We start from the raw sequence: 14418 nt of genomic DNA, 5'->3' as shown, positions 1-14418 counted from the left end.
TAATGTACTGATATGAAACAGGTTTTTATTTCTGGGCAAGGACAAATTGACATTATTGATGTGCCTATACCTAGTCTTTTGAGTGGTGGAATACTGGTTCACAATGCTTATTCGCTAATTAGCGCTGGGACTGAAGGAGCTGCAGTAACCAAGCATAGTGGTGTACAGGGTCTTTACGAAAAAGCTTTGAACTCCCGTGACAAAATGGGCCAAGTTTGGGCTATGGTTCAAGGTCAGGGGATGTCCAATACGCTCAAGCTTATACGGGATAAACTCAACGACTACTCCCCCATTGGGTACAGTTGTGCAGGCGTGGTTTTGGAAACAGACAAAGATGATCTTGGTTTCAAGCCTGACCAACGGGTTGCCTGCATGGGGACCGGTTTTGCCAACCATGCCGAATATGTTGTTGTGCCGAAAAACCTCGCGGTACCTTTATCTGATAACGTCAATTTTGATGAGGCTGCGTTTGCTGCAATCGCTTGCATTGCCATGCAGGGAATAAGACGCCTTGAATTGTCGCCAGGTGAGAGGGTTGGTGTCATAGGTCTTGGGTTGATAGGGCAGATTGCCCTCCGTCTGGCAACAGTAATGGGGTACCAAGCCTATGGATTTGATATTTCCGATCACCGGGTTGCTAAAGCAGCACGACACAGTCAAGCAAGCCTAGTTGTAAACTCTGCTTCAACTGATCCGGTATCCGTTGCAATGGAAGCATCACACGGCAACGGCCTTGATGGCATTGTGATTTGCGCCTCAGGAAAAGCTGATAGCGTTATTAATCAGGCTTTCATGCTGTGCCGCAAGCGTGGACGGGTTTCTGTGGTTGGCGATATTGGTTTAGAGCTTGAACGGGCCAAAATGTATTCCAAGGAGCTGGAGGTACGACTTTCCTGTTCCTACGGTGTCGGCCGCTATGACCCAGACTACGAACTTGGTGGTAGAGATTATCCTTTGCCCCATGTTCGCTGGACTGAACGACGCAACCTGGAGTTTTTTATTCATCTCCTTGCCGAAAAACGATTAGATTTAGGTGATCTTGTATCAGCGAAAATTGGGATCGAAGATGCCAAAAAGGCTTATTCGCTTATCAAGGCAGGCAACTCCGATGTCTATGGTGTGTTGCTTGATTATCACCTGCCGCCTCAGCCGCAGTTGCCGCAACACGCTTTTATTTGTCGCTATGATACCAATACCCTTGCTCAAGATAAAAAGTGTCTGCAAATTGGCCTGATAGGTGTTGGTGGCTACGCAAAAAATGTTCACGTGCCAAACATTCAAAAACTGGAAAATGTGATTATTCGAGCATTGTCCAGCAAGTCAGGTGCCACTGCGGCTGTGGTGGCTAAGAAAGTGAAAGCTGCCTACGCTACATCTGATATATCGGAGATGTTATCCGATAAACAACTTGATGCAGTAGTCATATCAACCCGGCATGCCAGCCATGCAAAACTCGTGTTGGCTGCTTTGTCTGCGGGAAAGCATGTCTTTGTGGAAAAGCCAATGGCGATTACTTTGGCAGACTGTCTGCAAATTGTTTCATTACAACAGGAGACTGGGCTCGTTCTTAGAGTCGGATTTAACCGGCGTTTTTCTCCTTATTTGCAAGAGATGAAACGGGCCGTAGGAATAGGCCGTAAGTTGTTTAATGTTCGTGTAAATGTTGGCCAAGTGGGCAATCACTGGTCGAATACAGTAGAAGAGGGGGGACGGCTGCTTGGTGAGGGCGTACATTTTTTCGATCTGGCCAATTGGATGATGGATTGCAACCCTGTCACTGTCAGTGCTCAGTTTTTGGGGGAAGTAAATGTCCTTAACCCCAATGCCAGTGTCACTATTCGCTATGAAGATGGCTCTATTGCCAATGTCGTCTATACAACGGTTGGGCATACCGGGCTTGGGAAAGAACATTTTGAGTTGTTTGGTAATGGCAGGTCTATTGTGATGGACGACTATAAAATGATTAAGTCATTTGGATGTGGCGTTGCTGCACCTCGCAAATATAAGAAAAACAAGGGACAACATGGGGCCATACTGGAATTTTCTCGGGCTATAAAAAATGGTGATGGCGGAGGTGGTGCTAACGCGGTGGCTGGATTATGGGCGACAGCTATTACGGAAGCTGCACTAAAAAGCGCTGAGACTAATAGAACCATAGACATGGCATTTATTTTCAATACAACAAAGCAAGTGAGTGCGATTCTTTAAAGTGTGCGGGATTCTTGGCATCATTAATGTTGAAAATTGCAACCCCATAGATCAGTCTTTGCTGGTTATGATGGCTTCATCCATGACTCATCGCGGACCGGATGGGTCAGGAGTTTGGGTGCAGGCTGACGGGCAGTGCGGGCTGGCACATCGCAGACTTGCCATCGTTGATCTTAGTGAGGCCGGGCACCAGCCCATGTCCACCCCAGACGAAAGAGTATGGTTAACGTTCAATGGTGAGATCTATAACTACACAACCTTACGCAAAGATATGGTGGCACGGGGGTATTCCTTTCGATCCAACTCTGATACGGAAGTAATTCTTTATCTGTATCAGGAATATGGTGAACTGTTCTACGAATATTTGGACGGTGATTTTGGGTTGGGATTATGGGACTGCGAGAAGAGGCGCCTTATTCTTATTCGTGACAGGGCTGGAGTTAAACCGGTTTACTATACCTATGTAGATGGTCGTTTAATTTTTGCATCAGAGATTAAGGCGATACTCAGGTATCCAAGTATCGACAAGTCGATTGATTTGACCTCCTTTTATCATTATCTAACATTTCTGGTAGTTCCGCCGCCCCAGACATTAGTAAAAGGGGTATATAAACTTGAGTCAGCAAGTATGATGACTCTAGAGCCCCAAAAGGGATATAGACCTCATTTCGTGAAATATTGGTTACCTATTCCAAAGGTTCAGGCGCATCGTAGTTTTGAGGAATTCGATGACGAACTTGAGTTTTTATTTGCGTCTTCAGTGAAAAAAAGGCTGATGTCGGATGTCCCTGTTGGTGTCCTTTTTTCTGGAGGGGTAGATTCGACGTTAAATCTCTGCTCTTTTAGTAAACTGATATCTCCTGAAAAAGTAAAGACTTTTACCATTGGGATGGATAATGCCGGAAGTTTCCACGATGATTCGACTATTGCTCGCGAAATGGCGTTGCGGTTGTGTAGCGATCATCATGAAATGCGCATCAACGAAGCTGATCTTTTGGCTGCGGCTGAGAAATTAGCACTGTTACAAGATGAACCTGTTTCTGACCCTGTCTCAGTCCCTCTTTATTTTGTGACCAAATTCGCTAAAGAGAGAGGGGTCACCGTACTGCAGGCAGGCGAGGGAGCCGATGAACTCTTTTGTGGATACGACAATTATCGGCGATTTCTCAGGCATCATTCCTTTTTATGGCAGCCTTTAAGCAAATTACCCTGTTGGTTAAGCCATATCGGAGCCAATATATTATCCTACAGCAATTCACCAAAGTCTCGTAAAATTTCTGACGTCTTGGTTCGCCGCGCGAAGGGGCAGAAACTTTTTATGTCTTCTGCCGTGGCTTACTACGAAATGGAAAAACAGCGTATTTTAGCACCAGAACTACGCCATGCGATAGAAAACTTGGACTCTTTTAATGTAGTAGCACCTTATTACACGAAGATTCAAAATGAATGTCCCAATGCCAGTTTTTTGCAACAATTGACTTTTATTGAACTGCAACTACGCCTCCCCGAATTGCTATTAATGCGGGCGGACAAAATGGCCATGGCAAACTCAGTTGAAGTTAGAGTGCCATTTCTGGATCGTGATTTGATGGATTTTTCCATGCGAGTTCCTGATTCTTACAAACTCAGGAATGGGGTGGCTAAGGAGCCTATCAAGAAGCTGGCAACTAAATATGTCAGTAAAGAAGATATTTATAGGCCAAAAACAGGATTTGGTGTGCCGATTCAGCAATGGTTCAAGGGGGAGCTGGGTGATGCTTTGCTTGATTTGCTTGCTGAAGATTTTCTTGATAGTGCAAGCATCTTTGACCGCCGGCAGCTCGAGTATCAATTGAAATACGGGCTTCGAACAGTTAATGAAGCTTTCCAACTATGGGTTGTTTATAATTTCTTAGTTTGGCAAAAAGAGCTTTCATGCTCATGAGCTACCTCGCTGCTCGATCCCAAGTATCTATTAATCTTGGTTTTACCCTTATTAAAAGTGTTTTCCTACTGTTGAGCATATGGCTTGCTGATTTCATGTTGTCTTCAGGGACGATGGGATTGATGCTTTTGCTGCGTAGGCAGGTTACTTTTTGGGGGAATCTCTTGCAACTGGGATTTTCCCAAAGTCTCCAGAAATTCTACCCCTCAAACCCAGATAAAGATTCAAGATCACGCCTGTGGTGGGTTTTTGTGAAATGGGTAGTGGCATTGAGTGCAGCTTTATTCTTAATTTCAGCCATATATGGACCTCAGTTTTCCTCTTTTCTTTTTAGCGCATCAGACCAAGCCCTTGCATGGTCTTTTGCTCTCTATGTTTCAGGTATGGCTTTTGGCTTTCTGGCGTGTTCGGCATGGCTTGTGGAGTTTAAACTTGTTCAATCCAACATGGTAGATTGGTTAAATGGAAGCCTTATTTTTGTTTTATGCATTCTGATAGGAAATAAACTTTCAAATACGTCTTTTGCACTTTGTTTGTCATCTCTAACGCTTCTTGTCTCTATGATTTCTTTGATTGCCTTTGGAAGGCGATTTGTTAATAAAAATGTATCCATTAATAATAATTGGTCAATTGATAGACCCGTCTTTTTCTATGGTTTAACCCGTGGTTTGACAGCTTTTGCAGACATGGGAACTATGACAATAGGACCTTGGTTACTTAAAGGTTCCCCCGTCCAAGCAGGCCACCTTATTATCGCATACACTGTCTTGCGGATAGCGCAAACATTAATCATGCCAGTTGCACAAGTGCTTGCACTTCGCGCAAACAGTTATCAACATGATCGTGTCAAAGAAGAACGACGCATTTTTCTTCTTGGGTTACTGAGTTTTGCGGGCGGATGGGTGGCCGTAGCAGCTTACTACGCCGTGGGTGAATTTTTAATAACGCTTTGGTTGCCGCATTCTTTCAGCAAAGTTGTATCCATACTGGATGAGTTGATGATTTTTACTCCTGCTGTATGCCTGTTTTATTCCCTGCGTAATCATATTGAGTTGAGATACATGTTGCCTTGTAATCTGATTGTTTTGGTATTGGCTCTGATTGGTCTATTATATGGTTATGCAATATGTGAATATAGAGATATAAGAGCAGTAGTTTACGGATCTAAAATCATGTTTTCGACTCTTATGCTATCAGGTATTATTTTCTGTTTAACATATTTGTTGAACTCAAGGAGAAAAACTTGAGTTTGATGTTCTTACTTCCATGGTGTGTACTTTTATATTTTTCATCTAAAGTAAACGGTTATTTTTTGTTCTTTTTTGTGCTGTTTCAGTTTATTTTCATCGGCATTGGCCTATGCATTTTTCCATATCTTGGTAGTGAATATATTAGCAATACTTTTACATCGTTCAATTTATCTTCAATAAATGATAGTGATTTTAAATTTGCTAATTATTTACTACTGATCTGCAATACTGTCGTAGTACTTTTTTTTACATTAATGACATTAATCAGCACACGAAAAGGTAGACAGATTGAAAAGCATGCAAAAAGGCAAACAAGAGTCAGATCTTCTGTCGTTGTTGTTCTTGCAATTTTAGCATCGATTTTGTCTATAAAGTTTTTAGCCGAAAATATTGACTCATTTAGTTGCGTATTGCTAGCTTCTAGTGTTGTGGAAATGAGTGATTTCGTCGACCTCAGAAGAGATTCAACATCAAACTATTTAATTACAATTATGATTTACAACGTTTTACCAGCTACTGCTATGCTTTCTTTGCTGTTACACCTTCAAAAACGAAAGACATGGACTTTTACTATTTTGTTAATTTTGTTCTTGCTTGTAACCATGTGCCTACTTATGACATTTCAAAAAAGACCTCTATTGGTTTTTTGGGGTGCGATGGGTGTAGCTTATTTTTTATGGAAGCACTCTTGTATTACAGATCGTTTGACTGGTTTAAAGGTTTTTGACTTACTTAAAAAACAAAAGCTTTTTCTTCTTATTTGTGTAGTTATGCTTTTTGTTTTTTATTATTTATATACTGGCTATAGATTTGAAAATAATTTATTGAATGTATTTCCAAAAATAGGTGAGATTGTTTTCACTAGATTAATCGGCAGGCTTTCAATTCCTGCTGCGATGTATATAGATTTTTTCCCTGGTTGCCATGACTTCTATGGGCTTTCAAATGTTGGCATGTTTAGTCGCTTGTTAGATACAGAGCTTTTTCGGGATACCGGGGTTATTTTCATGCATTATAGTGGGATGGAAGGGGGAGCGGTTGCTGCATCCGTTTTTTTTGACGCCTATGGTCAGGGCGGCTTGTTTGTCGCTTTAATATACTCATTTCTAATAGCCATAATAATATTGTTGATGGACTATATTGCTTATTGTACTTGCCCTGGTACACAACGTGTTTTTTTTGTCGTTTCAGGGTTTATTTTCATTTATTACTTAAGCCAATCTAGCCTATTTCGTGCGGCATTCGGTTATGGTTGGTTTTTTTATCTTTTAGTGTGGCTCGCGGGCATCACTTCACACGAAGTTCCGATTAAAAATAGGCAAACAATTTGTAAATGAAAATTTGTTTAGTTTCCTCCATGCACCCGCCACATGATAAACGTGTTTTTGATAAAGAGGCTGTGACGCTGTCATCTAATGGATACAAAGTATTACATCTTTGTCCAGGTACAGCATCAGATTCCGGTGTATTTAATGATGTTGAGATTGTGCCTTATTGTAGACCATCGGGTATCAAGGGTCGCCTCCTACAAATATTTCAACTATACAGGATGGCGAATAAGATAAATGCAGATGTTTATCACTGTAATGAAGTTGATTCCTGGTTTGTTGGTGTACTTTTAAAAATATTAAGAAAAAAACTGTGTGTGTTTGACGTTCATGAACACTATCCAAGCACTTTTGCTGAAAGTAGGTTTCCAAAATGGATACAGCCCGCCGTTTCTTCACTTGTGAAACTGATTTTTCGCCTGTTTCTTCCCTTCACTGACCGTTTGGTTCTTGCCAAAAAAAGTGTATCTGATGATTTTCCAAATTCCGACAGCAAAAAAGTACTTGTGCGCAATTTCACGCCCTTGTCTGGGATAAACTTTACGGGTGTACGAGAAGTAGTGCCTAAGGGAAGTGATGTAACCCTTATTCATCTTGGCTTGTTCGGTAAAATTCGTGGTTGGCCGCAAACCCTTGAAGCCTTAAAGACTATGAAGCAAAAAAATGTGCGTCTTGTGGTTATTGGTGATTTCAATGATGGGTCTCGCGCAGACTTCGATTCAGTTGTCAGTGCTTATGGGTTAAATGATCGCGTTGTTGTGTACGATTGGATGCCTTTTGAAGATGCTTTTAAACACCTTATGCAGGCCCACATCGGACTTGTTGTCTTTCAACCCGGAATCCTTAACCACGTTTATGCAATGCCTCATAAAATGTTTGATTATATGGCTGCTGGTATGGCTGTTATCTGTCCTGAGTTTGCAATGGAAGTTGCACCATTCGTCAAGGAAGCCAAGTGTGGCCTACTTGTTGACACCGCCAATCCGGCTGATTTAGCAAAGAAACTTGATGAATTGGTCAGCTCACCTGATTTAATTCATGAAATGGGCGTACGCGCTCAGAAAGCTGTGCAACAACATTACAACTGGGAAGCCGAGGCAAAGCATTTGATACAAATGTATAAAGAATTAGAAGAATTACAATGAAACAGCTCATTCAAAACCTCAAGACCGGTGAAACATTCCTTGAAGAAGTACCCGTGCCGAAATCAGGTCTTGGCCAAGTTCTGATTAAGACCACCCATAGTTTGGTTTCTCTTGGGACAGAGCGCATGCTGGTTGAGTTTGGCAGGGCAAGTCTGATCCAGAAAGCTAGGCAGCAGCCAGACAAGGTCAAACAAGTTCTGGATAAGATTAAAACAGAGGGACTGCTGCCGACCTTGGAGGCGGTCTTTAAAAGGTTGAATGAGCCACTTCCCTTGGGCTATTGCAATGCCGGCGTGGTGGTGGAAACGGGGGATGGCGTATCTGAGTTTAAAGTTGGTGACCGGGTGGCTTCCAATGGGCCGCATGCTGAATACGTATGTGTGCCACAGAACCTTGCGGCGAAAATTCCAGATGCCGTATCCGATGAAGAAGCAGCCTTTACCGTGATTGGTTCTATCGGGCTGCAGGGCATCAGGCTTTGCCAGCCGTCCCTGGGTGAAACCATTGTGGTGTTCGGATTAGGACTGATCGGACTCATCACCGCTCAATTGCTGAATGCTAACGGTTGCCGCGTAATCGGTATTGACCTCGATCCGTCAAAGTTGGCGATGGCGCGGCAAATGGGTTGCACGACCATCGATCCCAGAGAATCGGATACGGTTGCAGCGGTGATGCAGCAGACTGCCGATATTGGAGCTGATGGCGTGATCATTACCGCCTCGGCCAAGACGGACGACGTCATCTCGCAGTCCGCCCGCATGAGCAGAAAGAGAGGTCGTATCATCCTGATCGGAGTGGTGGGGCTTAATCTCAACCGTGCGGAATTCTATGAGAAAGAACTGACGTTTCAGGTCAGTTCCTCCTATGGTCCTGGACGATACGATGAAAACTATGAACAAAAGGGGCAGGATTATCCTATCGGCTTTGTTCGCTGGACGGAGAAACGTAATTTCGAAGCCGTATTGCAGGCCATTGCCTCGGGTCTGCTTGACGTCAAATCCCTGATCACGGAAAGAGTCCGTCTGGACGATTTTCAGAAGATCTATGGAAGTATCGGGCGATCCCATTCCATTGCGTCCATTTTGGTCTATTCCGGTTCGGATAAACGTGAACGGGCAATTCCTATCATTTCCAAAAGTTTTAATGCAGGCAAAAGTCTGGGCATCATCGGTGCGGGTAACTTCACCAAAATGACTGTGCTTCCCGCGTTGAAAAAAGCGGGTACCCCGATAAGCTTTATTTCGTCGGCTAATGGTTTGTCGGGAACGCATCTGGCGAAGTCATATGGCATAGCCAGCAGCACTACGGATTACTGGGAAATACTCTCGAATCCTGCGGTGAGCATGGTTATGATAACCACGCGGCATAACCTCCATGCCCGGATGGTGGTCGAATGCCTGAAAGCCGGTAAAGATGTCTTTGTGGAAAAACCCCTGGCATTGACCCCAACGGAATTTGAGGAGATTAGGACGACTTACCTGAAGGGGAGCAACAGTCTGACAGTGGGCTTTAATCGCAGGTTTTCACCTCATATCCAAGCCATCAAAAAGGCGCTGGGAGATCAGCCGGGACCAATCAGTATTGTTGCCACAATGAACGCCGGTGCCATTTCCCCATCGGTGTGGGTCCATGACATGGAAATCGGCGGCGGCCGTATTATCGGCGAGGCCTGTCATTATCTGGACTTACTGGTTTATCTGACCGGCAGTTTGATCGAGGGGGTCTGCATGAACGCACTGGGTCCCAACCCAAAGGAAAATACAGATAATGCCTCACTTCTGCTGCGTTTTGCCAACGGTTCCAATGGCGTGATCAATTATTTTGCCAACGGGCACAAGGCCTATTCCAAGGAGAGGGTGGAAGTCTACAGTCAGGGACGGATTGCCATCATGGATAATTTCCGAAAAACCGAGGCCTATGGTTTTTCCGGATTCAAGGGGCTGAAAACCTCTATTGATAAAGGGCATGAAACTCAGTTTAAACTGCTTACGGATCGCTTGAACCATGGCGGGGAAGCCCTGATCCCCTTTTCTGAGATCGAAAACGTGACCCTGGCCTCTTTCGCGGCGATCGAGAGCCTGAAAAAAGGGGAATGGGTTAAGATTTGATCAAATTAATCGACCTCATCGCCGGTGCACGGCCCAACTTCATGAAAATCGCACCGATTGTCGACGCCATAAAGGCCAGACAGCAGGAAGGCGCAACTCTCCGTTATCGCCTCATCCATACGGGGCAGCATTATGATCAAAACATGAGCGCAAGCTTTTTTGAGCAGCTCGGTATTCCCGATCCCGATATCAACCTGGGGGCTGGGGGTGGCACTCAGGCTGAACAGGCCGCGGCGATCATGATGGGCTATGAGAACGTGTTGCGGCAGGAACGATCTGACTTGTGCATGGTCGTGGGAGATGTGACCTCCACGATGGCCTGTTCCATTGTCGCGCGCAAAATGCTGGTCGATGTGGCCCATGTGGAAGCGGGGATACGTTCCGGGGACTGGACCATGCCTGAGGAGATCAACCGCATCGTTACCGATAGCCTGACCAGTTATTTTTTCACAACTTCCGAGTTTGCCAACAGAAATCTTCGAAAAAACGGCGTGGCTGAGGATCGGATTTTTTTTGTGGGCAATACCATGATCGACAGTCTGCTCCGGAATATGGACCGTTTTCGAAAACCGGAAATATGGGATCGGGCAGGCCTGGAGCCGGGCAGCTATATCGTCGTGACCCTGCATCGGCCTGCCAATGTCGATGAGGAAAGTAAACTAAAGGAATTGCTTGATGTGATCATTTTCAGTTCAAGGGGCCTACCCCTGGTTTTCCCGGTCCACCCCCGAACGGTGAAGATTCTGCAGAATATGGGAATCCAGGCGCCCAATCTTTATATGATCGAACCCCTTGGCTACCTCGAATTCAATTACCTTGTGAAACATTCCAAAGCCGTCATTACGGATTCCGGCGGGATTACGGAAGAGACCACGGTGATGCACGTTCCGTGTATAACCGTGAGAGACAACACGGAGAGACCTGAAACGATCAGCATTGGGACAAACGAATTGATCGGCACGGATCCCAGAGCCATTGCCCCGGCGATGGAAAAATTGTTTTCAGGAAATTGGAAAAAGGGCGACATCCCTGAGAAATGGGATGGAAAAACTGCCGAGCGGATCGTGGATATCCTCGTCAGCAAGCTCTCTTCATGATCCCTTCCGTTTTTCGAAGGCTGCTCTTTTCCACCCGGTATTTCGGTCCCTCCTGGCTGGCGTTTCGCTTGAAATATAGCCTGCTCCAGAATGGCGGCCTGCTGGAGAAGAAAATGCCGCCTGGAAATTGGGATGCGCATCGGGACTTCTCTAAAGAATCCCGCCACTCTTATGGCCGGTTTTTCTTTTCTCCTGATTCACGCACTGATTTTCAACCCCTTTTAAATTCATTTGATAACGAAGTTGAGCCTCAGGGCATTATTCACGAGGCTGAAAATATCAAGCAAGGCATATTCAGCCAATTCTCCCATAATCATATTGATGCCGGATTTCCGCCCCGCTGGAATGTAAATGCCGCCACGGGAGACGCCGCGCCGTCAGACAAACACTGGAGCCAAATAAGTGATTTCGGCGCCGGCGATATAAAGCTGATCTGGGAGCTCAGCCGATTCTCTTTTGTTTATCCTCTTGTACGCGCCTATTGGCGTTCCGGTGATGAATCCTATCCCGAGCTTTTCTGGAGATTGCTTGAAGACTGGCGGCTTAACAATCAGCCTAACCTTGGCCCGAACTGGAAATGCGGTCAGGAAATTACCTTCCGGGTTATGGCTTGGTGTTTCGGGCTTCATGGATTTCTGAATGCGCAGGCAACCACCGCTGAACGGCTGGCATCGCTGGCCGGGATGATCGCGGTTTCGGGGGAGAGGATTGAAGGCAACATTGCCTACGCCCTCAGTCAGCGTAACAATCATGGGATCAGCGAAGCGCTTGGTCTGTGGACGATTGGGTTGCTTTTCACCGAATTGCCGAATGCTCAACGATGGCGGGAAAAGGGCCGCCGTTATCTGGAGGAGCAGGGAAAATCCCTGATTTACGAGGATGGTTCGTTCAGCCAGCATTCCGTGAATTATCACCGGTTGATGCTGCATGATTATCTGTGGGCCTTTCGCCTTGGGGATTTGAACTGGCAACCCTTGAGCGAAGAGTTGAAGGATCGGGTAGCGAAAGCCGGCGAGTGGATTTATCAACTTCAGGATGAAGCAACCGGCCGTGTGCCCTGGTGCGGGCAGAACGACGGGGCGCTGATTTTGCCGTTGAACAACTGCGATTATCTTGATTTCCGGCCCGTGGTGCAGGCGACGCATTATTACTTCACCTGGGAACGGTTGTTTGAGAGCGGGCCTTGGGACGAAGATCTTCTGTGGCTGTTCGGTCCAAATGCCCTGTCTGCGCCTGTGAGAACCGGAACGAGAAAAGATTTTGCAGCGCCGGATGGTGGTTACTATGTCCTGCGTGCCGATACCGGGTTTGCTTTTACCCGTTGCGCAACCTTCCGGGACCGTCCGGGACAGGCCGATATTCTGCATTGCGATCTCTGGTGGCAGGGCCAGAATATTGCCCTGGATGCGGGAACATACAGTTACAACGCGCCGGAACCCTGGAATAATCCCCTGGCCCATACGGCCTATCATAATACCGTCACTGTGGATGACCGGGATCAAATGGATCGTGCCGGAAAATTTCTCTGGTTTCCCTGGCTGAAAGGAAAAGTCCGTTGCATGAAGCGCTCTGAGACAGGACATTTGGCCTATTGGGAGGGGACACATGATGGTTACCTGCGGCTGCCGTCACCTGTGGAGCATCGGCGTGGGATTTTGCAATTGGGGCCGGAGAGCTGGCTGGTCATAGATCGGTTATCGGGTTCAAAGGCGCACCGTTATCGCCTCCGTTGGCTTTTGCCTGATTTTAACCATGTGTGGGACGAATCCATTGGATTGCTGACTCTGCGGACAGAAGCCGGGGACTATCACCTTCAGGCGGGAGCAGAACCCCGGAACGGTTCTTATACGCTTGTCTGTGCCGATGAGGATTCACCCCGCGGGTGGCGGGCGCCTTATTACAACTACCGGGAACCGGCCCTTTCGCTGGATCTGACCGTACATGGTTCGCAGACGTTCTTCTGGACGCTGTTCAGCCCCGAATCGATCTGCGTCGAGAAATCTGAGGATCATGTGATTCTGAGGTCGCCAACCTGGCAGGCTGATCTTCTTTTATCACCGGACGGAACTTCTCCAATGATTGCCCATATCAACCTTACAGGAAATCCAGCGGATAGATTGGAACTGAACGAATGCATGTTCTCCTGATTCACCAGGCTTTTGTATCTCCCTCCGAGGCGGGCGGCACCCGCCATTTCGAACTGGCCCAGCGAATGCTGCGGGAAGGACATCAGTTCACCATCGTGGCCAGCGACCTGAGCTATTTGACGGGAAAGCCCGTCGTCGAGCGCGACGGCCTGGTAACGGAGCAGAATGTTGAAGGGGTGCGTGTTCTGCGAGCTTATACCTACCCCTCCGTTCATCGCAGTTTTGTCTGGCGGATCGTTTCTTTCCTGAGCTTCATGATTTCATCGGTGTGGGCGGGCTTGAGGGCTGGTCCTGTGGACCTGGTCATGGGGACTTCACCGTCTATTTTCCAGGCCGTGTCTGCGTGGCTCGTCGCCCTGCTGCGGAGAAAACCGTTTCTTCTGGAAATCCGGGATCTCTGGCCGGAATTTGCCATAGACATGGGAGTATTGAAAAATCCTTTTCTGATCAGACTTTCCCGCTGGCTGGAAAATTTTCTGTACGCCCGCGCCGATCATATCCTGGTCAATTCCCCGGCTTATCGCGATTATATTCATAATAAAGACATCGTCCTGGAAAAGATCAGTCTTGTCGCCAATGGAGTGGATCCGGAGCTGTTCAATCCCCAAGCCGCGGGTGGAAAGGTGCGACGGGAACTGGGACTGGATGGTTGCTTCGTTGTCACTTATGCCGGAGCATTGGGGATGGCCAATGACATTCCGACGGTTTTGCGCGCGGCAGACAGGTTGCGGGATCTGGAGAATATTCGTTTTCTTTTCGTAGGCGACGGCAAGGAGCGACAGAACCTGGAAAGCATGGCCGAGGAAATGAATCTTCCCAATGTCATCTTTGCCGGTTCAAGGCCGAAGTCGGATATGCCGGACATCCTGGCGGCCTCGGATGCATGCCTGGCCATTCTGATGGACATACCCATGTTCCGGACGACATATCCCAATAAGGTCTTCGATTACATGGCGGCCGGAAGGCCGAGTATTCTGGCCATCGATGGGGTAATCCGGGAGGTCATCGAAGCCGCCGGCGGGGGCATCTTCGTGCCGCCCGGTGATGACAAAGCGCTGGCCAAGGCTGTGCGATGGATGGCCTTGCATCCTGAGCAGGCGCGAGCGATGGGAGCCACCGCCAGAAATTATGTGGCAAAACACTTCAATCGTTCCACACAGGCGGTGGAATTCGTTCGTCTTGCATGCACGCTTGCAGGAGAACCTTAAATC

At 46.8% G+C, this 14418-nt stretch carries 9 protein-coding genes; all 9 read left to right on the top strand.

Features of this window, described 5'->3' with window-relative positions; translation table 11 throughout:
• Positions 1 to 12: 12 nt before the first annotated feature.
• Genes SYN_RS12325 through SYN_RS12285 form a run of 9 tightly spaced genes read left to right on the top strand, consistent with a single transcriptional unit; the run spans position 13 to position 14415 of the window.
• A complete protein-coding gene (locus SYN_RS12325; RefSeq protein WP_011418501.1) occupies positions 13 to 2208 on the top strand; it encodes a Gfo/Idh/MocA family oxidoreductase in 2196 nt (731 codons plus the stop codon).
• Between the two features lies 1 nt (position 2209).
• Positions 2210 to 4132, top strand: a complete 1923-nt coding sequence (gene asnB, locus SYN_RS12320; protein WP_041585095.1) for an asparagine synthase (glutamine-hydrolyzing) — start codon at positions 2210 to 2212, stop codon at positions 4130 to 4132.
• On the top strand, positions 4129 to 5379 hold the full coding sequence (locus SYN_RS12315) for a lipopolysaccharide biosynthesis protein (protein WP_148202578.1): 1251 nt from the start codon (positions 4129 to 4131) through the stop codon (positions 5377 to 5379). Before asnB ends, SYN_RS12315 begins: the two co-directional genes overlap by 4 nt.
• Complete coding sequence (locus tag SYN_RS12310) at positions 5376 to 6719, top strand: hypothetical protein (protein WP_011418498.1); 1344 nt, start codon at positions 5376 to 5378, stop codon at positions 6717 to 6719. Before SYN_RS12315 ends, SYN_RS12310 begins: the two co-directional genes overlap by 4 nt.
• Positions 6716 to 7855 (top strand): glycosyltransferase family 4 protein, encoded by a 1140-nt coding sequence (locus SYN_RS12305; protein WP_011418497.1) that lies wholly within the window; start codon positions 6716 to 6718, stop codon positions 7853 to 7855. The genes SYN_RS12310 and SYN_RS12305 overlap by 4 nt, the downstream gene beginning before the upstream one ends.
• Positions 7852 to 9963 (top strand): bi-domain-containing oxidoreductase, encoded by a 2112-nt coding sequence (locus SYN_RS12300; protein WP_011418496.1) that lies wholly within the window; start codon positions 7852 to 7854, stop codon positions 9961 to 9963. The genes SYN_RS12305 and SYN_RS12300 overlap by 4 nt, the downstream gene beginning before the upstream one ends.
• Positions 9963 to 11060 carry a non-hydrolyzing UDP-N-acetylglucosamine 2-epimerase gene (gene wecB, locus SYN_RS12295; RefSeq protein ID WP_148202651.1) on the top strand — a complete coding sequence of 366 codons (1098 nt, stop codon included), beginning with the start codon at positions 9963 to 9965 and terminating at the stop codon, positions 11058 to 11060. The genes SYN_RS12300 and wecB overlap by 1 nt, the downstream gene beginning before the upstream one ends.
• Entirely contained in the window at positions 11057 to 13207 is a 2151-nt protein-coding gene (locus tag SYN_RS12290; protein ID WP_158302977.1) for a heparinase II/III family protein, read from the top strand. Before wecB ends, SYN_RS12290 begins: the two co-directional genes overlap by 4 nt.
• A complete protein-coding gene (locus tag SYN_RS12285) occupies positions 13192 to 14415 on the top strand; it encodes a glycosyltransferase family 4 protein (RefSeq protein ID WP_011418493.1) in 1224 nt (407 codons plus the stop codon). Before SYN_RS12290 ends, SYN_RS12285 begins: the two co-directional genes overlap by 16 nt.
• Positions 14416 to 14418 lie beyond the last annotated feature (3 nt).

Origin of the sequence: Syntrophus aciditrophicus SB, from assembly GCF_000013405.1 — a bacterium.
Classification (GTDB): Bacteria; Desulfobacterota; Syntrophia; order Syntrophales; family Syntrophaceae; genus Syntrophus; species Syntrophus aciditrophicus.
Note: the sequence above shows the minus strand (reverse complement) of the source record. Positions and strands in the feature narration are given on the sequence as shown.